The organism is Evansella clarkii (genome assembly GCF_002019695.1).
Lineage (GTDB): Bacteria > Bacillota > Bacilli > Bacillales > Salisediminibacteriaceae > Evansella > Evansella clarkii.
Window position 1 is genome coordinate 4,632,721 of sequence record NZ_KV917376.1, and the last position, 23,141, is coordinate 4,655,861.

Annotated in this window: 25 protein-coding genes; all 25 read right to left on the reverse strand. The window is 42.9% G+C overall.

The annotated features are described in order from the left end of the window. Positions 1 to 317 precede the first annotated feature (317 nt). Positions 318 to 1,592, reverse strand: coding sequence for a SpoIVB peptidase (gene spoIVB / locus BK582_RS21830; RefSeq protein ID WP_078597060.1), 1,275 nt, complete (start codon positions 1,590 to 1,592; stop codon positions 318 to 320). 141 nt (positions 1,593 to 1,733) lie between these two features. Beyond that, positions 1,734 to 3,452: a DNA repair protein RecN gene (gene recN, locus BK582_RS21835; protein WP_078597061.1), complete on the reverse strand. Its 1,719-nt coding sequence runs from the start codon at positions 3,450 to 3,452 to the stop codon at positions 1,734 to 1,736. 30 nt (positions 3,453 to 3,482) lie between these two features. Beyond that, positions 3,483 to 3,932 carry a transcriptional regulator AhrC/ArgR gene (gene ahrC, locus BK582_RS21840; RefSeq protein WP_078597062.1) on the reverse strand — a complete coding sequence of 150 codons (450 nt, stop codon included), beginning with the start codon at positions 3,930 to 3,932 and terminating at the stop codon, positions 3,483 to 3,485. A gap of 248 nt (positions 3,933 to 4,180) precedes the next feature. Continuing rightward, on the reverse strand, positions 4,181 to 4,993 hold the full coding sequence (locus BK582_RS21845; protein ID WP_078597063.1) for a TlyA family RNA methyltransferase: 813 nt from the start codon (positions 4,991 to 4,993) through the stop codon (positions 4,181 to 4,183). A gap of 2 nt (positions 4,994 to 4,995) precedes the next feature. Continuing rightward, positions 4,996 to 6,885, reverse strand: a complete 1,890-nt coding sequence (gene dxs, locus BK582_RS21850; protein WP_078597064.1) for a 1-deoxy-D-xylulose-5-phosphate synthase — start codon at positions 6,883 to 6,885, stop codon at positions 4,996 to 4,998. Between the two features lie 10 nt (positions 6,886 to 6,895). After that, entirely contained in the window at positions 6,896 to 7,528 is a 633-nt protein-coding gene (locus BK582_RS21855; protein WP_078597065.1) for a CNNM metal transporter family protein, read from the reverse strand. Positions 7,529 to 8,327: 799 nt separating this feature from the next. Then, the gene (locus BK582_RS21860) at positions 8,328 to 9,215 is read right to left on the reverse strand and encodes a polyprenyl synthetase family protein (RefSeq protein ID WP_078597066.1); all 888 of its coding nucleotides are present in this window, start codon (positions 9,213 to 9,215) and stop codon (positions 8,328 to 8,330) included. Continuing rightward, entirely contained in the window at positions 9,212 to 9,454 is a 243-nt protein-coding gene (locus BK582_RS21865) for an exodeoxyribonuclease VII small subunit (protein ID WP_078597067.1), read from the reverse strand. Before BK582_RS21865 ends, BK582_RS21860 begins: the two co-directional genes overlap by 4 nt. After that, positions 9,444 to 10,823, reverse strand: coding sequence for an exodeoxyribonuclease VII large subunit (gene xseA / locus BK582_RS21870; RefSeq protein ID WP_078597068.1), 1,380 nt, complete (start codon positions 10,821 to 10,823; stop codon positions 9,444 to 9,446). The genes BK582_RS21865 and xseA overlap by 11 nt, the downstream gene beginning before the upstream one ends. Positions 10,824 to 10,835: 12 nt before the next feature. After that, a complete protein-coding gene (gene folD, locus BK582_RS21875) occupies positions 10,836 to 11,687 on the reverse strand; it encodes a bifunctional methylenetetrahydrofolate dehydrogenase/methenyltetrahydrofolate cyclohydrolase FolD (RefSeq protein ID WP_078597069.1) in 852 nt (283 codons plus the stop codon). Positions 11,688 to 11,744: 57 nt separating this feature from the next. Further along, positions 11,745 to 12,149 (reverse strand): transcription antitermination factor NusB, encoded by a 405-nt coding sequence (gene nusB / locus BK582_RS21880; RefSeq protein ID WP_078598223.1) that lies wholly within the window; start codon positions 12,147 to 12,149, stop codon positions 11,745 to 11,747. Between the two features lie 560 nt (positions 12,150 to 12,709). Next, positions 12,710 to 13,120 carry an Asp23/Gls24 family envelope stress response protein gene (locus BK582_RS21885; RefSeq protein WP_078597070.1) on the reverse strand — a complete coding sequence of 137 codons (411 nt, stop codon included), beginning with the start codon at positions 13,118 to 13,120 and terminating at the stop codon, positions 12,710 to 12,712. 22 nt (positions 13,121 to 13,142) lie between these two features. Next, a complete protein-coding gene (gene accC / locus BK582_RS21890) occupies positions 13,143 to 14,504 on the reverse strand; it encodes an acetyl-CoA carboxylase biotin carboxylase subunit (protein WP_078597071.1) in 1,362 nt (453 codons plus the stop codon). 12 nt (positions 14,505 to 14,516) lie between these two features. Continuing rightward, on the reverse strand, positions 14,517 to 15,035 hold the full coding sequence (gene accB, locus BK582_RS21895; RefSeq protein WP_078597072.1) for an acetyl-CoA carboxylase biotin carboxyl carrier protein: 519 nt from the start codon (positions 15,033 to 15,035) through the stop codon (positions 14,517 to 14,519). Positions 15,036 to 15,433: 398 nt separating this feature from the next. Further along, positions 15,434 to 15,754: a hypothetical protein gene (locus tag BK582_RS21900; RefSeq protein WP_078597073.1), complete on the reverse strand. Its 321-nt coding sequence runs from the start codon at positions 15,752 to 15,754 to the stop codon at positions 15,434 to 15,436. A gap of 602 nt (positions 15,755 to 16,356) precedes the next feature. Next, a complete protein-coding gene (locus BK582_RS21905) occupies positions 16,357 to 16,959 on the reverse strand; it encodes a SpoIIIAH-like family protein (protein WP_078597074.1) in 603 nt (200 codons plus the stop codon). 3 nt (positions 16,960 to 16,962) lie between these two features. Beyond that, complete coding sequence (spoIIIAG, locus tag BK582_RS21910; RefSeq protein ID WP_078597075.1) at positions 16,963 to 17,619, reverse strand: stage III sporulation protein AG; 657 nt, start codon at positions 17,617 to 17,619, stop codon at positions 16,963 to 16,965. 16 nt (positions 17,620 to 17,635) lie between these two features. Next, on the reverse strand, positions 17,636 to 18,265 hold the full coding sequence (spoIIIAF, locus tag BK582_RS21915; protein WP_167553240.1) for a stage III sporulation protein AF: 630 nt from the start codon (positions 18,263 to 18,265) through the stop codon (positions 17,636 to 17,638). 25 nt (positions 18,266 to 18,290) lie between these two features. Beyond that, on the reverse strand, positions 18,291 to 19,445 hold the full coding sequence (spoIIIAE, locus tag BK582_RS21920) for a stage III sporulation protein AE (RefSeq protein WP_088036955.1): 1,155 nt from the start codon (positions 19,443 to 19,445) through the stop codon (positions 18,291 to 18,293). Positions 19,446 to 19,496: 51 nt separating this feature from the next. Continuing rightward, positions 19,497 to 19,889, reverse strand: a complete 393-nt coding sequence (gene spoIIIAD, locus BK582_RS21925) for a stage III sporulation protein AD (protein ID WP_078597078.1) — start codon at positions 19,887 to 19,889, stop codon at positions 19,497 to 19,499. Positions 19,890 to 19,905: 16 nt separating this feature from the next. Then, positions 19,906 to 20,112, reverse strand: coding sequence for a stage III sporulation protein AC (gene spoIIIAC / locus BK582_RS21930; protein WP_078597079.1), 207 nt, complete (start codon positions 20,110 to 20,112; stop codon positions 19,906 to 19,908). Positions 20,113 to 20,138: 26 nt separating this feature from the next. Next, on the reverse strand, positions 20,139 to 20,651 hold the full coding sequence (spoIIIAB, locus tag BK582_RS21935; RefSeq protein WP_078597080.1) for a stage III sporulation protein SpoIIIAB: 513 nt from the start codon (positions 20,649 to 20,651) through the stop codon (positions 20,139 to 20,141). Next, complete coding sequence (gene spoIIIAA / locus BK582_RS21940; protein WP_078597081.1) at positions 20,648 to 21,577, reverse strand: stage III sporulation protein AA; 930 nt, start codon at positions 21,575 to 21,577, stop codon at positions 20,648 to 20,650. The genes spoIIIAB and spoIIIAA overlap by 4 nt, the downstream gene beginning before the upstream one ends. Positions 21,578 to 21,830: 253 nt before the next feature. After that, entirely contained in the window at positions 21,831 to 22,238 is a 408-nt protein-coding gene (locus BK582_RS21945) for a hypothetical protein (RefSeq protein WP_078597082.1), read from the reverse strand. A 159-nt stretch (positions 22,239 to 22,397) separates the two neighbouring features. Next, a partial coding sequence (locus tag BK582_RS21950; protein WP_244895316.1) for a group II intron maturase-specific domain-containing protein occupies positions 22,398 to 23,141 on the reverse strand: 744 nt, incomplete at its 5' end.

A 23,141-nucleotide genomic window follows, 5' to 3' on the forward strand; every position in this document is an offset into this window, starting at 1 on the left:
TCCCAATCACTAATTTATTTCATTGTACCACTTATATTCGACAATGGAGAGTCTTTTCCTTTAATTTTTTGGATTTATTAAAGATTATCATTGATTAACTACCGAATAATACGAATTGCTTCGTTTTTCGATACGATTCGATTAGTATCAACAAAACTCTTCTTATGTTTGTCGAAATTCCTTTATGTTATATGAACTATGCTTATGATAAATAATTATGTGTATATTACATTCCATAAAAAAACGTAATTCCCTGCTAAATTCTTATTTTCTTTTTCTGTATCTCTTCTTGGAATAATAAAGAAAAAGACGGGTTTTTATCCCGCCTTCTTTTCTTCTTCATATATATCAATTCCTGCTTCTTCAAGCATCCATTCAATATGGCAGCCATACCCGGATGTTGGATCATTGACAAACACGTGGGTCACAGCCCCGATTATTTTATCGTTCTGAAGGATCGGGCTCCCGCTCATACCCTGAACAATGCCGCCAGTCGCCTCAATTAGTTCCGGATCTGTAACCTTAATTACCATACCCTTCGTAGCAGGAAATTTTTGCTCAGTGGTGCTTACAATTTCAATATCGAACCTTTTTACTTGATCGCCATTTACCACCGTTAATATTTCCGCCGGACCTTCCTCCACCTGACCAGCCAAACCTATTTCAACAGGTTTATTAAATTCTCCGTTATCCAGATCATCGAGCAAAGTTCCAAATATTCCAAATGGACTGTTCTTCTTTATATCTCCAAGGACTTTTCTGTCACTTGAAAATCTTGCCAGTTTTTCACCTGGCTCTCCAGTAATACCCTTTTCAATTGATGTTACCTTTGAACTTACGATTTCTCCTTCATCAACTTCAATGGGCTGCCGTGTATCCATATCTGAGATAACGTGCCCAAGCGCTCCGTATTTTTTTGATTCAGGATCGTAAAAAGTCATTGTACCTACACCAGCGGCCGAATCCCTTATATAGAGGCCGAGCCGGAAGGTTTCGTCGCCTTTTCCTCTTACTGGTGTAATCGTTTTCTTAAGATGCTCTCCGTTGCGTTTAATCCCTATCTCCAATGGTGCTTCTGATTCTCCGGATTGCTGCACAACAGGATTAATATCATCTAATTCTTCAATTTCCACGCCATTCATTGAAGTAATCATATCACCTACATGAATTCCTGCTAATTCTCCTGGTGAAACGCTCCCTTTTTCTGTATCCACTAAATGATGCCCTACAACGAGGACCCCATCAGTCTGCACCCTAACCCCGATTGACTGTCCGCCTGGAATTACTTTTCGCTCAGGCAGTACAGTTACATCCATTGACTTTACAGGAAATCCTTTTAAACCAAATTGCACTTTGGTCTGATCAGTTTTATATCCTGTAATTTTCGTGCTTCCTGTATCAGTTACTGCTGATACAGAACCATCCATCGCAGCGGCAGGCAGTGCCAGTGGGGCTTCATAATCCTGTCCTTCAAACAGTATAAGATGGTGTGGTGTATTTATATAATTCTGGACCGGAGGAAAAAATACAGCAGAGAACAGTATCACAAGGAGAAGAGTTCCTATGCTCTTTCGCACAAACCTTTTTCTCAAACTAATTCACTCTCCTCGTTCCTAACCTACACCTCCACTCATGGCTGTACTACTAATTTTGCCTTGATGCAGGTCATTTATAACCTTCGGGCAATAAAAAAGCTAACCTGAAATGGTTAGCTTTACATTATGAGTTGAATTTTAGCCTTTCTGCTGCGCCTGTGTAAGAAGTTCGCCGGCGTGCTTCCTTGTCAGGTCGGTAATCTCAGCACCGGAAATCATCCTGCTGATTTCCTCAACCCGTTCCTCTTTAACAAGCGGCTTTACAGAGGTAACCATCCGCTCATTATGGACTTCCTTGGAAATAAATAAATGAGTATCAGCCATTGCTGCCACCTGAGGGAGATGGGTGATACAGAGTACCTGGGAACCAAAGGAGATCTGATGAATTTTTTCAGCTATCGCCTGGGCAACCCGGCCGCTTACACCGGTGTCAACTTCATCAAAGATAAGAGAAGTAACTCCTTCATGAGTGGAAAGGATGGTTTTAAGAGCAAGTATCATCCTTGATATTTCCCCGCCCGAAGCCACCTTTGCTAAAGGCTTCAACGGCTCCCCCTTATTTGTTGCCACCATAAACACCGCTTCATCCATTCCGTCCTTTGTTGCAGGCGGCCGTTTTTTTAAATTTAACAGCCCATGAAGCTGTACATCTTTTTCTAAGAATTCCACCTTAAATTCAGTATCCTTCATATAAAGGTTTTTGAGCTGTTTCTGAATTTCCTTTTTAAGGTTTTCAGCTTCTTTCTGCCTCAGTTCTGTCAGGTTTCTGCCTTCCACCAGCAAATCCCTTGCAATGGACTCCAGCTCCAGTTCCCACTGTTGCAGACGCTCATCACGATTATTCAGCGTATCAATTTCTTCTTCAAGCATAGCAGCGTGCTCCAGAATATCGTTTACTGACTCCCCATATTTGCGTTTAAGCTGATTAATTTCGCTCAGCCTGCTTTCAATTTCATTAAGCCTTTCAGGGTCAAACTCTATACCTTCGTAATAATCCCTTAAAGAAAAAGCTGATTCTTCCAGCAGATAATAACTGTTCATTATTGTTTCTTTTAACGGCTGAAGTTTTTCATCAATTGCCGCAGCTTCTTCGATCTGATTCATGGCAGCCATAGTCCACTCCAGTCCCTTTCCATCACCATACAGGGAATCATATGCTCCGTGAACGGTTCTGTAAAGTTCCTCACTATGGTCAAGGCGTTTCTTTTCCTCAAGCAGAGACACATCCTCATCGGGCTGCAATTTCGCTTCTTCTATCTCTTTAAACTGGTACTGAATAAGATCAAGACGCTGAATCATTTCCTGTGCGTTTTCAGTAAGCTGAGCAAGCTGGTCTCTCTTTCTCGAGTAGTTATCAAAAAGCTTTCTGTATTCAGCCTTTGCTCTTTCCAGGGTCTCCCCTGCAAACCTGTCAAGCAGTAAAATATGCTTGTCAGACTGGAGTAATTGCTGGTGTTCATGCTGCCCATGAATATCAACAAGAGTCTGTCCGATCTGTCGTAAAATAGCAAGGGTTACAAGCTTGCCATTAACACGGCAAATACTTTTTCCCTGGTTTGTAATTTCCCGTCTCAATATAACTGTCTCATCTTCGTCTGTTTCTATACCCAAATCTGTGAACAACTGGTGTATTTCATGCCCATTATCTATTGAAAACAGCCCTTCTATTTCAGCCCGTTTACTGCCGTGCCTTACGAAGTCTACCGATCCCCTGCCCCCAATGAGCTGGCCGATAGCATCAATAATTATTGATTTACCGGCACCTGTTTCACCTGTCAGCACAGTAAGCCCTTCATCAAATGATATGGTAATTTTGTCTATTATGGCAAAGTTACGGATTGAAAGCTCCATTAACAACAGCCATCACATCCTTTTTTCAAAGAAAATTTACAGCATTTCCAAAAAGCGTTCACTAATGTTTTCGGTATCGTTTTTACCTCTGCAAATAACTAAAATTGTATCGTCTCCGCAGATTGTGCCCATCAGCTCCGGCCAGTCAAGGTTATCAATAAGCGCCCCAACTGCATTTGCATTACCTGGAAGTGTTTTCATAACGATAAGATTATCGGTATGGTCGATGGAAACAAAACTGTCCACGAGCGCTCTTTTTAGTTTTTGCAGGGGGTTAAACCTCTGGTCGGACGGCAGGCTGTATTTATATCTTCCGTCCATCATCGGAACTTTCACTAAATGCAGCTCTTTTATATCTCGGCTTACAGTTGCCTGTGTTACATTAAACCCGCTTTCACGAAGCTGGTGAACCAGGTCATCCTGTGTTTCCACTTCAAAATTGGATATTATTTCCCTGATCTTTATATGCCGCTGCCCTTTATTCATTACAACTCCTCCATTGCTGTTGTCTTCTTTACACCTTATTTGGCAGTAATTATCTATTCTACTACGTATATTAAACGATTTCTTATATTTATACAATTTATTCTGCTGAAACGTTGGATACAAGTGCATATATTATCAAGTTCTTCCGCAGGCAACTGATTCCAATGTGAACAAGATACGGAGTGAAAAGCAGAAAAAAGGCTCAGATGTTATGCTGAGCCTTTCGCATTAAAACACACTTATATTATTTATTCAGCATCATGGGCTTCCCTGACTATCGAGGGGATTTTAGCTTTTAACTCTTCATTCGTCCCTGCTGAACCGGTATTTTTTAAATATAGAAGAAATTCTATATTTCCCTCTCCGCCCCTTATTGGAGAGCCTGTAATACCGGCAGGGTAGAATCCTTCTTTTTCGGCAAATTCAACAATATTACGTAAGACTTTTTCATGAATAGCCGGATCACGGACAATCCCTTTTTTCCCAACTTCTTCTCTTCCTGCTTCGAATTGAGGTTTCACTAATGCGGACACCTGGCCATCTGTTTTCAAAATTGTTCTTAGAACAGGCAGGATAAGCTTCAGTGAAATGAAAGAGACGTCTATAGTAGCAAATTCAGGTGTTCCCCTGTCAAACATCTCAGGGGTTGCATGCCTGAAGTTAGTTCTCTCCATAACAGCCACCCTCTCATCCTGCCGCAGCTTCCAGGCGAGCTGGTTGTACCCTACATCTAGGGCATACACAAAACTTGCACCTTCCTGAAGAGCACAATCAGTAAAACCGCCTGTAGAGGCTCCTATATCAAGTACTATTTTATCTTCAAGATTCAGGTTAAAAGCAGAGACTGCTTTTTTCAGCTTTAGCCCGCCTCTGCTTACATAAGGAATGGCTTGTCCTTTTACCCTCAATTCGCTGACAGTGCTTACCTTTGTACCTGGTTTGTCGATTCTGTCCCCATCAGCATACACAAGTCCGGCCATAATGGAACGTTTCGCTTTTTCTCTTGTTTCCATCAGACCTTTTTCCACTAATAAAATATCTATCCGCTGCTTTTTCTCCATGTTTACGCCCGCTGCCTCTTTCTCGGCAGGATTTTCTCAGCACGCTGAACAATATTATCCGATGTAAGACCGATTTCCTCCCATAGCTTGGAAACACTGCCGTGTTCAATGAATCGATCAGGCACACCCATTCGTTCAACCACCATGGAATGTATATCGTTTTCATGGAAGAATTCAAGTACAGCACTTCCGAACCCACCTTGAAGAGCAGCTTCTTCCACTGTTAGCACTGGCCTGTTTTTCCTCGCCAGTTCAAGGAGCATTGACTCATCCAGCGGCTTTATGGATCTGGCATTTATTACTTCAGCCTGGATTCCTTTCCTGGCGAGCATATCCGCAGCTTCCATTGCAAGTGGAATCATTGTACCGAATGTTAAGAGGGAGAAATCGCTTCCGTCTCTCAGTACTTCCCACTCCCCAATTGGTATTTCCTTTAACTTTTCATCCATCTGCACACCGTATCCGTTTCCTCTTGGATACCGGACAGCAATTGGTCCGCCATCATAATTGACAGCTGTATAAATCATATGCTGAAGCTCATTTTCATCCTTAGGCATCAATATTTTCATATTAGGCAGATGTCTTAAATAAGAAATATCGAAGACTCCCTGATGGGTTTCCCCGTCTGCACCTACGAGTCCTGCACGGTCGATAGCAAAAAATACATTCAGGTTCTGCCTGCAGACATCATGAACTACCTGGTCATAGCCACGCTGCAGAAACGTGGAATAAACTGCAAATACCGGTTTCATTCCCTGAGTAGCAAGCCCTGCGGCCATTGTAGTGGCATGCTGTTCCGCAATACCAACATCAAACATCCTGTCCGGGAACTCTTTGGCAAACTGGTCGAGCTTCGTTCCTCCCGGCATTGCTGCGGTTAAGGCGACCACCCGGTCATCTTCACGGGCCACTTTTTTCAGGCTCTCAGCAAACACTCCGCTGTAACTAGGGGGGCCAGGCTTTTTAACTACTTCTCCAGATTCAATTTTATATGGTCCCAGACCATGCCAGGTACCCTTCGCATCATTCTCTGCAGGGGCGTAACCTTTCCCCTTTTTCGTGATAACGTGAACAAGAACAGGCCCTTTTGTTTTCCTGGCGTAATTCATGTTTACTTTCAGGTCTTCAAGATCGTGCCCATCTACAGGACCGAGATAAGTAAAACCTAATTCCTCAAAGAACATTCCTGAAACAAGGAGGTATTTTAGGCTGTCTTTTACTCTTTCTGCTGTTGCAGCCAGACGTCCGCCGAACGCAGGAATTTTCTTAATAAGCATTTCCAGTTCATCTTTTGCCTTCTGATACTTGCCTGCAGTACGCATTCTGCCAAGGACGTTATGAAGAGCCCCGACATTTGGAGCTATCGACATTTCATTATCATTCAGCACCACTATAAGGTCTTTCTGTTCATGGCCGATATGGTTAAGCGCTTCCAGTGCCATACCCCCTGTAAGAGCTCCATCGCCGATAATCGGAATGACTTTATCATCTGTTCCCTTTATATCACGGGCTGCAGCCATACCCATCGCAGCTGAGAGAGAGGTTGAACTGTGGCCGGTTTCCCATACATCATGCTCGCTTTCAGACATCTTTGGAAAGCCGCAAAGCCCTTTATACTGCCTTAACTCATCAAACTTTCCTGCCCGGCCGGTCAATATTTTGTGGACATATGCCTGATGTCCTACGTCCCATAAGAACTTATCCTTCGGGCTGTCAAAAAGCTGGTGAAGTACAAGGGTAAGCTCGACTACCCCTAGATTAGGGCCAAGATGGCCGCCAGTTACAGATAATTTAGCAATTAAAAAATCCCTGATATCCTGGGCCAGATCTTCAAGTTGTTCATTCGAATAGTTTTTCAGAAATTTTGGGTCTTTAATGCCTTCTAAGTTCAAGGAAAAACCCTCACTTTCTTATAGTTTTCTTACTGCCTTTATTTCTTTTATTCGCATTTTTGTTCTTCTTTTTACCATTAAAAATAGTTATTTTCAATTTTACCTCTAAAAAGTAAAATAATCTACCCACGTTATAGATGATCTCTGTGGAGTACTGAATTGCAAGGGTTTTCCCAACTGACTTACCGCCGACAGTCAGTGCAGCGACAAGCGCTGTGAACAGTACAGAGACGAGAAACTGAAAGGTTGTCCCTTCCTCATACCCCAGCTGAAGGGAAAAACGGAGTACGACATAAGCTGAAGCAGTACCACTGATAACCCCGGCTATATCACCTATCACATCATTACAGAAATTTGCAAAGCGGTCAGCATTCCGGGTAATATGCACGGCCTGTTTTGCTCCGGGAAGCTTTGCCGCAGCCATGGCATGAAATGGTTTTTCATTTGCCGCTGTCGCCGCTACCCCTATAGTATCAAATAATACACCAATGAATACAATAATGAAAACAATTACCATTCCTGTTCCCCACGTCACGCCGCTTAAAATAGATGTGGAGATGACAGCAAAAAGAGCCGCCAGCACCAAGGTGATAACGGCTACAATAAGGCTCCAGTGTAAAGATTTTTTTATCGATTCTTTCATAAATCATCATCGTTTCTTTAAAATATTTATGTCACATTCGCCCCGATTAACTTTTTCTATAATTATGTAATTCGGGTGGTCACTTAAAGAGTAAAGTCTGCGTCTTAGGTCCAGTAGGTTTTCCCAGCCAGGTACCGCAGCGTCGCCGCTGTGACGGTTTCCCTTTAAACCCGACTTGACGTTGTCGCCAATCGCCAGACTGGATTACCACTTAGTACGCACTATAATCCTCTCTAAATGTCCTTGGCAGAACAGTCTAGGAGTTTTCCTCAGCAGTTCTTAACCATCTTCTATCCTCTTTTGCAGAGTCGATTTCATATGAATGATTGCTGTATACAACCGAGCATTCATAATCCCCTCGAACTCCACTCAAGGCAGGCTACGCTGCTCGCAAGCTCCCAACTCACTAAGCAGGTTCATACCTCATATCACAGCTCACGCGGGCACGCTTACCGTAACATAAGGCCTCCGCGGTTGCAGGGTCAACGCCCACATGCCATTGTGGATCGCCCTACAGCCTTTACTCCCAGTCAGGACCCAAGGCTGGGCGCCTCAAGCCGAAACTAGGAACTTCATCGATGTGCCCTTTAGCGGATTTTTAGGCCCGCTTTCAAAGATGGAGAACCGACTAGAATACTGCACCACCCGATACTACTTGTATTATAGCATGAAAACTGGTTGTCTGACAACAGTACAAACATTCCCCCAGACAAGGGCTTGCGATTAATATATGAACTTAAGGGCTTGCGATTAATATATGAACTTATTAAGAGTATTATATTCTTTTACAAACGGAACCTCAAGAAGAACGATTTTTTATATAATCAGCCAGTTCTTCTAATAATGTATGATTTAAATTTGTTTCATATAAATATTTTTTTGCAGTATCAAGATGATGGTCGAGCTTTTTTCTGGCACCTTCTGTCCCCAGGAGTTTTGGATAGGTGCTTTTGTTATTAACAACATCACTGCCTACCCTTTTCCCAAGTTTTTCTTCATCTCCTTCTACATCAAGAAGGTCATCTTTAATCTGGAATGCGATCCCGATGTGATAGGCGTATTTCTTTAGTGATAGTCTGTCAGCTTCACTTAATCCGGCAATTACTGCTCCTGCCTCTACAGCTACAGACAGTAAATCTCCTGTTTTATGCCGGTGAATATTTTCGAGCTGGTTCACATCGATGAGCTTTCCTTCAGCTTCCATATCTTCAGCCTGTCCGCCGACCATACCTTCCGGGCCGGCAGCAACAGCTACCAATTGTATAAGCTCCAGTTTCTCCGAAGCAGTCAGGTGATCTGCTTTTGATATTAATTCATAGCTGTATGTAAGCAAAGCATCTCCGGCAAGAATAGCCATAGCTTCCCCATGTACTTTATGGTTAGTTGGCTGGCCTCTGCGCAAGTCGTCATCATCCATAGCCGGAAGGTCGTCGTGTATCAGTGAATAAGTATGGATCATTTCAATCGCACAAGCCACTTCATAGCCCGCGGATATAGGTTTGCTGCAGCTTTCAAGCACTGCCAGAAGAAGGACTGGCCGCACCCTTTTTCCGCCGGCTTTAAGAGAATATACCATCGCCTGTTTGAGAGATTCCGGACAGTTTAACCTATTTATAAATTCAGGGAGCCGTTCATCTATCTGGCTTTTTTCACTATTAATAAATTCATTTATCGTCACCTGTTTCATTCCGGTGTGTCCTCACTTACTGAAAAGGGGTTAAGTTCTCCATCTTCTGTAAGTACCTGGGTCATTTGTTTTTCCACATTTTGAAGCCTGTCATGGCAGAACTTAGATAGCTTCATTCCTTCTTCAAACATCCTGATTGCTTTCTCGAGAGGAACATCTCCTTCTTCCAGCTTATTAACAACTGTTTCAAGTTTTTCCATCGCTTCCTCAAAAGTCAGTTCGTTATTTTCAGTTCCCATTATTTTCACTCCTGTTCACTTTAGGAAGTTCCTTATATTCCCGGTCTGTCACCTTACATGTTAGCTCCCCGTCCTGCAGCCTGATAGAAATAGCTGTGTCTTCCGGGGCGTCCGCCACCTTTTTTACAAGCTGGTTTTCTTCGTTATATACGAGACTGTATCCTCTATCCATCATTTTCAAGGGACTGAGGACTTCCAGCTTAGAAATATTCACAGAAAACTGTTTTTCTTTCTCCTGGACCAGCCTGTTAAGTGATTTACTTAAATTTATTTTTAAATCTTCCAGCTTTTTCTTTTGCTGGTCTATGAGATTTGCGGGATGTACCCGTATTATACGCCCTGCAAGTTCTTCCTGTCTGGTCCGTTTCTTTTCCAGAGTGCGGCTTACAGATTTTCGGAGGGATTCCACCAGCCGGTCCAGTTCCTGCTCCTTTTGTTCCAGAAGCTGTTTAGGATAGCGAAAGGCATAGGATCTGGCCAGATAATCGAGCCGGTCCCGCCCGGCATTATGAACTGCCTGGATTCCTCGTACAAGTCTCAGTTTCCGCTCTTCCAGAGATCTGGCAAGCTCTTTAATATCCGGAACAGCCATTTCTGCTGCAGCAGTTGGGGTGGGGGCTCTAAGGTCGGCAACGAAATCACTGATGGTTATATCTGTTTCGTGGCCTACCGCAGAGATTACAGGGATAACAGACTTATATATGGCTTCAGCTACAATTTCTTCATTAAAAGCCCACAATTCTTCGATGGACCCCCCTCCCCGCCCTGCGATGATAACATCGAAGTTTCCTGCGGCATTTGCCTGATAAATCGCTCTCGCAACAGAAGAAGCCGATCCTGGCCCCTGCACGAGAACAGGAAGGAGGATAATCTTTGCAACCGGAAATCTTCTTTCAATTGTTGTGATAATATCACGGACTGCTGCCCCCGTTGGCGATGTGATCACAGCTATAGATTTTGGCACGGCTGGTATTGGTTTTTTATTTTGAGGCGAAAAATACCCTGCCATATCCAGTTTCTTCTTCAGCTCCTCAAATGCCATATATAGATTGCCTATGCCATCAGGCTGCATTTCTTTTACATATAACTGATACTGCCCATGAGGTTCATAAACTGAGATATCCCCTCTTACAAGCACGCTCATCCCGTTTTCCGGCCGGAACTTCAGGAAACGATTACTTCCTGCAAACATGACAGAATTAACTTTTGACCTGTCATCCTTTAAAGTAAAGTACATATGCCCCCGGGAATGGTGCTTGAAATTCGAGATCTCAGCCCTGAGCCATACATTCTGAATGAGCGGCTCAGAATCTATTACCCTTTTAATTATTTTGTTTAGTTCACTGACAGATAAAAACTCCTGTTTCATGAAATTCTCCTCTTAAGCAGAATATTTCTTTGCTGATACTATAGTATTATGAAGAAGCATTGTTATCGTCATAGGCCCTACCCCGCCAGGGACTGGAGTGATATAGGAAGCGATCTCCTTCGCTCCTTCGTAATCTACATCGCCCACCAGTTTGCCATCGTCATTTCTGTTTACTCCCACGTCAATGACTACTGCTCCTTCTTTAATATATTCCTTACTCAGGAAGAAAGCTTTACCCACAGCAACAACTAAAATGTCTGCTGACTTAGTATATTCTTTCATATTCTTTGTCCTGGAATGGCAGTAAGTTACTGTAGCATCTTCTTTCAGCAGCAGCTGCCCCACCGGCTTGCCGACAATATTGCTTCTTCCCACAACGACAGCGTGCTTTCCCTTAATCTCAATCCCTTTTGATTTTATCATTTCAATAATGCCAAAAGGAGTACAAGGCAAAAACGTATCCTGCCCGGTCATCATCCTCCCTATGTTAACGGGGTGAAAACCATCTACATCTTTCTCAGGGCTGATCGCTTCAATTACAGCTTCCTCCGATATATGGCCAGGGAGTGGCAGCTGTACAAGTATCCCATGAATATGCTCAGCTTTATTCAACTGATTTATTTTTTCAAGAAGCTCTTCTTCAGTTACAGTATCAGGGAGTTCTTCAAGTTCTGAATGAATCCCTGTTTCACTGCATGCTTTTTGCTTTGCTTTCACATATGATCTGGATGCAGGGTCTTCTCCCACAAGAATTACAGCAAGACCTGGTGTTATCCCCTGTTCTTTCAGCTTTTCAGTTTCTTCCTTCATTTGTTTCCGCTTTTCTGAAGCAAGCTCTTTCCCGGAAATAATTGTTGCTGACATCAGTGTTTCCCCCTTTAAAGTTAAAAAGCTATATAACAGGCACCTGTGATATGCCTGTTAGTTATCTTTAATTAAACTGGCGGCTACATTTGACAGCACGCCATTAACAAAACGTCCTGGCTCCTCTTCCCCGGTAAACCCTTTCGCAATATCAATGGCTTCATTAATACTCACGTTAACAGGGATATCCTCAATCCATTTCATTTCATACACAGCGATGCGCAGTATAGCCCTGTCTACTCTTGAAAGACGGGAAAGGTTCCAGTTCTTCAGCGCTTTTTCAAGCAGCTGATCTATTTCTTCCAGATTCTCAAGGGTTCCGTGCACGATATTGTTCAGAAAAGGTGTTTTTTCTTCCCCCTCTTCCAGTACGGCCTGAATTGCTTCATCAGGGTGTACATCTGTCATTTCAACCTGATAAAGTGACTGAACTGCTTTAATGCGTGCGACTCTTCGATTCATTAAGTATACGTCTCCTTTAATTTCCTGTTTCTGTTTATCCATCGTGGAATATCCAGGCTGGATATTAATTGTTTATCCTGATGTAACTATCCGTAAAACCCCCGCCTTAAATTATGGGTTAAAGCCACGATGTTTAGGCGGGAGTTACGAACGCTATCATCCCGATTGGTTCAACTAACAATCAGTGCGGAAAAAACAAAACCCTGCTGATTGAAGTTTCACTTTATATTAAATATCTTTTCCATTCAAATCTGATGATAGCATAACTTTTCAGTAGTTTACACAAATTGTCCTGGTTCTCTGAACCTTTTCCTTTTATCTGACTTATCTGAAACTTACGTTTAACTTTACTGCTGATTGCTGCTTTAGTATCTGCCCCTTAACTTAAAGAAAACTCGCGGGTTAACAAGACTTAAGGCGAAGACAGAGGCCTCGTTGCGCTTATACTTTCGCTATAAGAATTTTCACTGCTTTGAACTAACTTCATCGCTAAAAATTTTATACATTCTTAAAGTGTAAAAAACCAAAGGGAGTTATCTCCCTTTGGTTTTGACTAATATTTATCCCTGGTCCTTTTTTTGCAGCTCAGCCTCGTTTTTTTGTTCGAATTGCACACCAACAACATGAACGTTTACTTCTTTAAGCTGAATAGCTGTCATATTCTTTAAGGTCTGATAAATATTTTCCTGAATTTTTCTGCATACGTCCGGGATTGAAACACCATAGTTAGTAACTATAAAAGCATCAACAACTATTCCTTCATCCCCAAGGTCAACTTTCACACCTTTTCCGTGCGTGCTTTTCCTCCCGAGACGTTCAGCTACTCCTGCAGCAAAATTCCCTCTCATTGTCGCCACACCTTCTACTTCAGTGGCTGCGAGGCCGGCAATTACTTCAATAACCTCAGGAGAAATCTCCACCTTACCCAGTTCTTCTTTATCGTCTGACATATTAATCATATGGTTCTCCATATAACTTCCTCCTTTAGAAAGCTCACTCTGCCGATTCCGGTTTTAACGGATGTTTTTCAAGAAATTTTGTATTAAAGTCGCCGCCGGTGAATACTTCATGGTCTAACAGCCGCAGATGGAAAGGTATTGTCGTATCCACGCCTTCAATTACAAATTCACTAAGCGCACGTTTCATTTTGGCAATCGCTTCATCGCGGGTATTCCCATAAGTAATCACTTTAGCAATCATTGAATCATAGAACGGCGGTATGACATATCCAGGAAAAGCAGCGCTGTCAACCCGGACACCAAAACCTCCGGGAGGAAGATACATTTCAATCTTTCCTGGGGAAGGCATAAAATTTTTATCCGGGTTTTCCGCATTAATACGGCACTCAATTGACCAGCCATTAAAAGTGACTTCCTCTTGAGTATAGGAGAGCTTTTCACCGGACGCAACTAATATTTGCTCTTTAATAAGGTCAATCCCTGTAACCATCTCAGTAACAGGATGCTCTACCTGTATTCTTGTATTCATTTCCATAAAATAAAACTCGCCGGTATTATGGTCGAAAATAAATTCTATCGTGCCAGCTCCTACATAATCAACTGCCTGTGCTGCCCGTACGGCCGCATCACCCATCTCCTGGCGCTTCTCAGGAGTAATTGCAGGCGAAGGGGTCTCCTCTACAAGCTTCTGCAGTCTCCTCTGAATAGAGCAGTCCCGCTCTCCAAGGTGAATAACATTACCATGTTTGTCTGCAAGAACCTGGATTTCCACGTGGCGGAAATCTTCTATATATTTTTCAATATATACTCCCGGATTTCCAAAGTTGGCTTCAGCTTCACGCTGAGTAATAGAAATACCTTTTCTCAGTTCAGCTTCATCCTTGGCAACCCTGATTCCCTTTCCTCCGCCTCCTGCAGTTGCTTTTATGATTACAGGATAGCCCATTTCCTCTGCAAGCCGGACACCGTCTTCAGGGGTTTCAATAATTCCTTCTGAGCCAGGAACAACCGGAACACCTGCCCGCTTCATAGTTGTCCGGGCTACATCTTTTGTGCCCATTTGACTGATCGCATCCGGGCCAGGGCCAATAAACTCAATATTGCATTCTTCGCAGATTTCCGCAAAAGCAGCATTTTCAGCGAGAAAGCCATATCCTGGGTGAATTCCATCTACTTCCGTCAATGTTGCCACACTCATTATATTAGTAAAATTCAAATAGCTTTCTGCTGAAGAAGTGGGACCAATACAGTATGCCTCGTCCGCAAGCCTTACATGAAGAGCATCACTGTCAGCTTCCGAAAACACTGCCACAGTTTCTATCCCTAGTTCTTTGCAGGCACGTATAATTCTTACTGCAATTTCTCCTCTGTTAGCTACGAGAACCTTCTTAATCAATTTAATCAGCTCCTATTCCGGTTTCACCAAGAATAGTTCCTGCCCGTATTCCACAAGCTGTCCATTCTCTGCTAAAACTTCTACTATTTCTCCTTTTACTTCAGCTTCAATTTCATTCATTAATTTCATTGCTTCAACGATACAGACGACTGACTCTTCGTTCACTTTGTCTCCGGTTTTTACATATGGAGAAGAATCAGGAGACGGCGCCTGATAAAAAGTTCCAACCATTGGAGAAGTGATTGTATGTAGTTCCTCGCTCCTCGTATTGTCAGCAGGAGAAGGCTGTTGTTCTTCTTTAACCGGTGCCTCGGTTACTGCAGGTGCAGCGTTATTTTCCCGGACTGTCTCCGGCTTATCAGCCTGTACAGCAGGTGCTGCTGGCGCGGAATGCACAGCAGTCTGGACTGTTCCACCGGCTGATTGTTTTTTCATAGAAACTTTCGCACCGTTTTGTTCAAAATCAAATTCTTCAATGCTCGATTGATCAATTAGTTTAATTAGTTCACGGATTTCCTGAATTTTTAACATAATAGCCACTCCTCTTCAGTATTGATTTCTTTTCCTGGTAGTTTGTATACATCTAAAACATTTTCTTAATATAACATCGTTACCCTGTTATTAGGAGCAAGTCCTAAAAAATATGCTACCTTAAAAAAATCAAAATGAAAACCTTTTTCTGAAATAAAAAAATTTATACTCTCCGTGCTGGAAAATCCTGAAAGTTTATGTATTAAGGCCGGACCGTAACCTTGTATAGAAAACTTGGCAAGACAAGCCTTTAAAGGCGAAGGATTGCCTTAGTTGCACTTATACTATATTCCTAAAAATTTTAGCTGCGTCGAAACTTGCTCCGCTGCTAAAATTTTATGCTTTCCTATAGTGTAAATAAAACCCTTTCCATGGCGGGCACAGAAAGGGATTGTAAATTACTGTTCGTTTTTATACTCCCTGAAGACCGGGATTTCAGACAGGTTATCGGGGATTTTCCCTTTTTCCAGCAGAATGATCTTTACGATGTTTTTATTTCTTGCCATATGGTATTTGTCGCCATATTCATTTTCCTGTGTAAACCTTTTTAAACTCTGGTAATCTTCTTCCTGAATAGATATTGGTTCTGCGTCTCCTGCATCTTCCGGATCCTGTTCAAAACCTACTTCAAATTCTACGATTTGAACTTTGTCATTTTTCACATTCCTCGTTTGTTCCAGTACGGCTTTAGCGCCTTCGGTTAATTCAGACCATTCCATAAACTATCTCTCCCTTTATATCCCTGTAATTTCCGACAGTATTTCATTCCTTAAGGGTTTCTGTTCCAATTGGATATTATACCATTTAAATGAAGCAATGTTAAACTTTATTGCTGATAACTAAACATTAAACTTTGATATAAAAGAAAGGCTGTATTAAACTTTGTTGTTGATTTTTGCTCCAGGAGGCTCTTGTCCTGTGGGCATTGCTTCAAAGAGCGTTACTCCACCGAAAACGCGTCGATTTGTTTCGACGGATATTCTGCGAAGCTAAGCTGTAAGAGGAAGAAACAGCTACCTTATGTAGAGACTGCTGTCTCTTCCTCTTAGAGTATCACTCGAAGCCGTATGCGTCGAGACAACTCGTAGTGTTTGCATGATGCTTCGCTCGTAGCTAATGCTTTTCCCGCAGGCAAGAGCATGTGCTTCGCCGAGTAATCATCGATTTGTCTCGACGTATACTCTGTGGAGCTTAGCTGGTAGAGGAAGAGACAGTCTCGTTCGCACCTTTCGCGAAAATCAACATTACACTTAAAGTCAACATCAGCCTTTAACAGAGCCAAAAGAAAAAGGAGGCTGTTCGCCTCCTCTTAGTTTACCCTTTATTTTCCTGATTGAAAACCGACGCGTACATTTTTATCTCCAAGCTGTTCATAAGCCATTTTATTTAATTCAGCAGCTTCCGATTTAGACAGATCTTCCGCTTTTACATAGATCTTCACGTCGTTCTCTTCTACAATTACAAGTGCATCGTCATACCCTTTTGACCGAATAAGCGTTTCCAGCATTTCCTCTTTTTGCGACAGTGTGCGGAGCTCTTCATACTTATCTAATGCCTGCACCTGAACCTCTGTATCTGATTCATCAGACAAAAATACATTCACATACTCTTCGCTCAGCCTCTCCCTTGCATCCATCCGCTGCAATCTTATCGTATTAAATACTTCTTCCGCCGCCATGCCTGATAAGAGCGAACCCTCTCCAAGCACATCTTCCACTTCCTCCAGCTCAATGAAAGTTACATCTTCATCAACCGGCCCAAATTCATCCGCTGAATCTGAATTACCTTCACTGCCTGCTTCGTCATGCATACCAGTCATTGCTTCCTCCGGCTGCATATTTTCCATTGAAATATAATAGACGGACAGGACAACAATTAAACTGAGCATTGTTAACAACCAGACTGTTTGTCTTTTCAGCACCATTTTTTAAGACTCCCCCTTCGTTTTCTTAGGCAGTACAGAGACTCTGTGTGACGGCACATCCAGCACACGGCTTACAGCTTCCACCACCCAGGTTTTTACTTGAATGTTGTCCACCCCGCTGGCGACGATGAGGACCCCTTTTATATCCGGTTTCTCAGTTTTTACAATAAGAGGTTCTTCCCTGTCTCCATTTCGGATTATTACAACCTGCTCATCCCTGGTCTTATCTTTAACTTCCCGCTTTCCTCCCTCCCGGTCCGTTTCTTCTGTATACTGTTCTTTTGTATTCTCGTTTGTCTTATATACTGTTCTTTCTGTTTCTGCCAAATTAACAACGACAGTTACATCAGAAACACCCACCACCTCCTCAAGTGCTCTTTCCAGCTGTGATTCATAAAATGATTCATAATCGGACATCGTTGTTATTTCTTTTGGTTTGCTGTCTGATTTAAATACCTCCTCAGCGGCTTTTTCTTCGCTCGCCGTACGTTCCATTACCGGCTCGTGCTCTTTTTCCTGGTCATCCTGGAGGAATGAACCGATAAGCATAAACAGAACTCCCGCCCCCATTAAGATAAATAAATATTTTATATTCAGCTTTTTTCCCCGGCTCTTATCTGAAAGTCCCTTCAGCCAGTCCGGTCCCTTTTTTTCAGACAATTTGTTCCCCGCCTCCTTACCCGTTCACCAGAACATGGATTTTTTCTTCAGGCATGCTCCATAATTCTCCGAGGAACGCCTGGATCTCCCGGGTTAATCTATCTGATGCTTCTGCTGGTTCTGTTAAAGGCTCCTTGTTAATTTCAACCGGATCAATGTTAATAATGTCAATTCCCTGCTCATCAACCTCCTCGCCGGGGCTTTCCAGATGCACGACAATCTCGGTAAGATAGTTTTTCAGTTCCTCTTCATTTTCCGGGTAGTCCTGAATATTAACTGTCACTTCTTTCATCACCACCTCAAACTTTTCTCTCACAGCATCTGCGGCCTGTTCTTTTAATTGGACAGCCATCTGTTCTGAAATATATGCAAGTTGTACCTCTTCTATATCCATTTTCTTTGAATCAAGTAAACTTGAATCCCCGCTCGTGTTTACATTCGCTGCTGAAGAGATTTCTGCAAGCAGCTCTTCCGGGTCTGCCTGAAAAACAGAAAGGAGGGGCTGAAGCATTACCATTAGCAGCATTAACCCGACGACAAGCTTGACATATCGCTGCATTTTTGAATTAGGGAGAATCAATTCCAGCACTGTCGCGAATAAAATCAGAAGAATTATATTAGTAATCCAGGCAGTAACCACGCTCATCGCCATTTCCTCCCAACTTTGTTTTTCATCTCATCATCAGCGAAAGATTGCCTGAAACGACCAGTATTGTCAGGGACAAAAAGAACATCAATGACACTGCTGCCAGAGCGGCGAAAACAAATAATACAGACTTTCCTATTATCGTGAGGCACTGAATAATCGGCCCTCCACCGAGCGGCTGTAATATAGCAGCCGTAAACGTGTATATCAGTGCAAGTGACAAAACCTTTAGTGCAGGGAAAACACAGATAAGCAGAAGAAGCGCTACCCCGGCGACACCAACCGTGTTTTTAAGGAGCACAGAGGCTCCCATCACTGTATCGGCTGCATCAGTAAACATTCTTCCTACTACAGGAATGAAGTTGCCGGTTACAAATTTGGCAGTCCTGATAGCAATACCATCAGCAACTGCTGCCGTGGCCCCCTGGACAGAAAGTACTCCGAGAAACACAGTGAGGAATACACCAAGCCCTCCCATAGCAATATTCCTCAGGAACTGGGCCAGTTTTGTCACCTTATAATGCTCTGACATCGTACTGACGATCAGAAGTAAAGTAGACAGAAACAGCAGCGGCATTACAAAATACTGGACAAATATACCGCTCGTATGGACAAGGAACATAATGACAGGGTGGAATAACGCTACAGAAGTAACACTGCCTGAAGAAGCCATTAATACAAGAAGCAGAGGCACAAGGGAGACCATAAAGCTGCTCATTGTCTCGATGGCAGATTGTGCGAACTGCATTGCAAGGTGAAAACTGTTTAATGCTATAATCATCAGGACCATATAAGTAATTGCATATGCAACCTTGCTTATTGCATGCTGCTCGAATGCCTGCTGAAGCTGGGACAAAATCATACTGAATACCGCAAGAAGTATAAGAGTTCCTAAAAGCTTGCCGTTTGCGAATATTTCATGAAACAAAAAGCGGAGAAAACCGCTTATCCATGCACCGGGGGAAAACTGCTTGTCTCCCTTAACAAATTCCATAAATTCCCCGCGCTGAATTTCCGGAAGAAAGCCTTCATTTTCCAACAGTATCTCATCCCAGAACCCCATGATTTCTTCTATTCCAAGCCTGTCCAGCTGCTCTTCTATAAGCTCGTCCTGCAGAGGCAGATCGTCCTCTCCAAAAACCGGGAAAGCCGGGAGAAGAAAAGCTGAAATAAAAACAATTAAAACTAAACCTGCGGTGGCTCCTCTTCCTTTCACCTTCTTCTCCCTCCCTTAAGAACCAGGTATAAGACCAATAACTGTTTCGATAATTACCGATATTATCGGGATTGCCATAACCATAATCAGAACTTTACCTGCTAATTCAATCTTTGAAGCCATTGCCCCCTGACCGGCATCCTTTGCAATCTGGGCACCGAACTCTGCTATATATGCAATCCCAATAATCTTAAGAACTGTCTGAACGTATACAAGATTAATATTTGCACTGTCTGCCAGTTGTTCCAGCAGGCCAATAATCATTGCTATCTGGTCTATAAGAAAAATAAAAATAATAACACCGGTAAAAACAGTCAGCATAAAGGCGAATATTGGCTTATGTTCTTTAACTACCAGTGCAAGAAAGGTTGCAATCATACCTAAGCCGACTATCTGGATGATCTCAATAGGTCATCACCCCCGATCAGCTTTGGAAAAGGAACACGCTTCGTATCTTCTGAAAAAGATCATCCACTACAGAAGCCACCATATACAACACCACTACAAAAGCGATCAGTGTGACCCAATTTGCGATTTCCTCTTTCCCCATCTGCTTCAGAACTGTATGAATCATAGCAACTACTATCCCTACACCTGCTATCTGAAAAATCAAGCTCACATCATAATTCACTGTTATTCCCCTCCCAGCCAGGCAAGTCAGAGCATGATGAGCACGATTAGTGCCCCGCCTAAAAAACCCAGGCTTTTATACATAGATTCATATTTTTTCTGGGATTCAGCAGCTTGCTCTTCCTCCTGATTAAAATAAGAAATTGCCAGCCTGATCTGTTTTCGCTGGTTCTCCATATCCTGCTGGCCCAGTGTCTGGCCAAACTGCTGCAGAATGTTTATCTCAGCTGCAGATAAGTCGGACGTGTCTTTCCAGGTGTACAGAGTTCTTTGCCAGATCTCCGAAGCTGACGCTTCTTCAGTACAGAGTCCGTCGGCCACCTTTTCAAAAAATCTACCAAGCAGCGGCCCTGCCTGTTTTCCAACTTTACTGCAGGCGAGAGGAAGAGGTGTCATGCCGAAGACCATTTCTGTCTCCAGTGCTTCAAAGGCGAGCTTTAACTCTCTGATTTGCCTTGTTCTTCTGGAAAGTCTGCTTGAAAATTCCCATCCAAAAACAGTAGCTGCCAGAATTATTAACAACGCTCCTGCCAGTTTCATCGTTTAACTCCGGCAGGGCGCTCAGATAAATACTCCAGGTTCCTTACATTTCCTGTTCTGGATTTAATATTGAGCTCTATCACACGCTGAAATACTCCTTGTTTTAAAAGTGCTGATATTGTTGGCCTTTTCTTAACGTCTTCCAGATTTTCACCATGTACAGAAGCAAATATAGTTACTCCGGCATGGACAGCCTCCATTATCGCCTCCCCGTCTTCCCTTCTGCCTATTTCATCAACGATAATAACTTCGGGACTCATGGAACGAATCATCATCATCAGCCCTTCCGCTTTAGAACAAGCATCAAGTATGTCTACCTTAACGCCAAATTCATGCTGCGGCACTCCCCTGACCGAACCAGCCAGTTCTGACCTTTCATCGATTATTCCTACATTTTTTGCGTCTATTTTTCCGCTGCTTCCTGAACTGATAAGCCTTGCAAAATCCCGAAGAAGGGTAGTTTTTCCGGTTTTCGGGGGACCGATAATCAGCGTATGGCACCACTCCCCTTGCTTCTGCAGCTGGGTGATGTATTTCTCTGCGGCACCTTTTTTTTGTCGGGCAATGCGTATATTGTAGGAACTGATTTCACGTATGCCTTTTACTTCGCCCTTTTCCATAATTACTCTGCCAGCCAGTCCCACTCTGTGTCCCCCTGACACAGTTATATAGCCACGTTTCAGCTCTTCTTCAAGCCGGTAAACAGAATGCTGGCTGAGGAGGCTCATCATCAGGACAGACTCTTTTTCGCTAAAAATATATGGACGGGATTCGTCCATTAAGGTATATGTCCTGTCCCTCGTCCGGATTTCCACCGGCCGGTTCACTCTGAGCCTGATCTCTTCCGCTTCGCCAAGCACATTGGCCGGCAGGAGAATCGTATTTTTTCTGATCGCTTCTGGAAGAATTTTAAGGATCTCTTTCACCAGGCTTCACCTCCAGTTGCCTTTTTCATGTCTCTGCCTATAGAGAATATATGAGAGCACGTCCTTTTTATGCCTAAGTCATAAAGTCTTCGGATAATTTTAAGGACAAATAAAAAAGGCCCGCATGAGGGGTATCCTCACGCGGCCTTGCTGTAGTTAATATGAAAACAAGGAGTTTGGTCAGGTGATGATCAGCATTTAGCCTTAAACTTTAAACCTGAACAAAAGGACCCTTACAAATAGTTTCTGCCTGTCACAGAGAAGACATTTTCCTGATCACTTCCGACAGCATATCTTTGTCTTCCATCCATTCTTCAAAAGAACTTCTGTCGGCACAGAAAGATCCTGCAGGTTTTCCATCCTTTGATATATCTACACAAAACAAATCTTCCGAATGATTATAATACCGGATAACTAAATCATCTAATACTAATCTTTCCTCTGCTTTTTGTTTCCGTGCTGATTCTTCAAATTTCCGAACATGGCTTAAAATCAGTGCAGTTACTTCCTCTTCATCCCACTCTTCATATTGTGAAACAGTTGAGCAAAATGAACCCATCGGCTCTCCATCCTTCATAACCTCAAGACACATCACATGGTCAGAAAACTGGTAACAGCTTGCAGATATACCATCAGCCAGCTTTATTATCTCTTTATTCATCGTTCCCCTCCTCTAATAAATGCTTACTAATAAAATACCTGAATATTCATAATAATTAAACTAACCCGCTCAATCGAGTAGGAGGGGGTGACTAACCCCCGACCTCTCACACCACCGTACGTACGGATCCGTATACGGCGGTTTCATGAAAATCAAACGTTATATCAACGACTTCAAACCCATCCTGCGCCAATAGGCGTCATTAAGCGTATGGTGGAGAATTGGGCTACAGGCGACTCGCCAGTAGCCTTTTCTTGTGTTTCCCCATTCATAAGCCTTCTGCTTCGATACTCCCAAGGCGATTAGGTTTCTGACTTTTGTTTTCGGTTTCTTCCATTCTTTCCATCGTACCATTCGAAGTCTTCTTCTTATCCACTTCATTAATTCCTTTAATACCGAGGGTGTTTCCGCCAGTCGGAAATAATTTCTCCAGCCGACGATAAACCGGTTCAGCTTGCCAATTCTGTATTCCATAGGAATACTTTTCTTTCGGGAAGTAATCTCACGGATTCGACCTTTTGCCCGTTGGATTGATTCCCTGTGTATTCTTATTTTCGCTTTTCCTTTAGAAGAAGCTGTGAAACTGAAACCCAGGAACTTTCGTTTCCACGGACGGTCTACCGCGCTCTTTTCCCGATTTACCTTTAGCTTCAGTTTATCTTCAATGAAGGTGATCATGTTCTTTCGGATACGCTCTGCGGCTTTCTTTGACCCCGTGTAAATCTGGCAGTCGTCCGCATAGCGGACAAAGCGAATACTCCGTTTCTCCAGTTCTTTGTCCAATTCATCCAGGACAATATTTGAGAGAAGCGGGCTTAATGGACTCCCTTGGGGAGTCCCCATGTCGTTTTGCCTAACTAATCCGTTTTCCATGATTCCTGCCTGAAGGTATTTCCGGATGAT

Coding starts and splice junctions, on each gene's coding strand:
- BK582_RS21905 (WP_078597074.1), bottom strand. CDS start 16,959: ATGGTGCTGAAAAGACAAACAGTCTGGTTGTTAACAATGCTCAGTTTA.
- BK582_RS21865 (WP_078597067.1), bottom strand. CDS start 9,454: ATGGGAACTGAAAATAACGAACTGACTTTTGAGGAAGCGATGGAAAAA.
- folD (WP_078597069.1), bottom strand. CDS start 11,687: ATGTCAGCAACAATTATTTCCGGGAAAGAGCTTGCTTCAGAAAAGCGG.
- nusB (WP_078598223.1), bottom strand. CDS start 12,149: ATGAATCGAAGAGTCGCACGCATTAAAGCAGTTCAGTCACTTTATCAG.
- ahrC (WP_078597062.1), bottom strand. CDS start 3,932: ATGAATAAAGGGCAGCGGCATATAAAGATCAGGGAAATAATATCCAAT.
- BK582_RS21860 (WP_078597066.1), bottom strand. CDS start 9,215: ATGAAACAGGTGACGATAAATGAATTTATTAATAGTGAAAAAAGCCAG.
- BK582_RS21885 (WP_078597070.1), bottom strand. CDS start 13,120: ATGGAGAACCATATGATTAATATGTCAGACGATAAAGAAGAACTGGGT.
- spoIIIAB (WP_078597080.1), bottom strand. CDS start 20,651: ATGAAACTGGCAGGAGCGTTGTTAATAATTCTGGCAGCTACTGTTTTT.
- xseA (WP_078597068.1), bottom strand. CDS start 10,823: ATGAAACAGGAGTTTTTATCTGTCAGTGAACTAAACAAAATAATTAAA.
- BK582_RS21845 (WP_078597063.1), bottom strand. CDS start 4,993: ATGGAGAAAAAGCAGCGGATAGATATTTTATTAGTGGAAAAAGGTCTG.
- BK582_RS21900 (WP_078597073.1), bottom strand. CDS start 15,754: ATGGAATGGTCTGAATTAACCGAAGGCGCTAAAGCCGTACTGGAACAA.
- BK582_RS21945 (WP_078597082.1), bottom strand. CDS start 22,238: ATGAATAAAGAGATAATAAAGCTGGCTGATGGTATATCTGCAAGCTGT.
- spoIIIAF (WP_167553240.1), bottom strand. CDS start 18,265: ATGAGCGTGGTTACTGCCTGGATTACTAATATAATTCTTCTGATTTTA.
- accB (WP_078597072.1), bottom strand. CDS start 15,035: ATGTTAAAAATTCAGGAAATCCGTGAACTAATTAAACTAATTGATCAA.
- BK582_RS21855 (WP_078597065.1), bottom strand. CDS start 7,528: ATGAAAGAATCGATAAAAAAATCTTTACACTGGAGCCTTATTGTAGCC.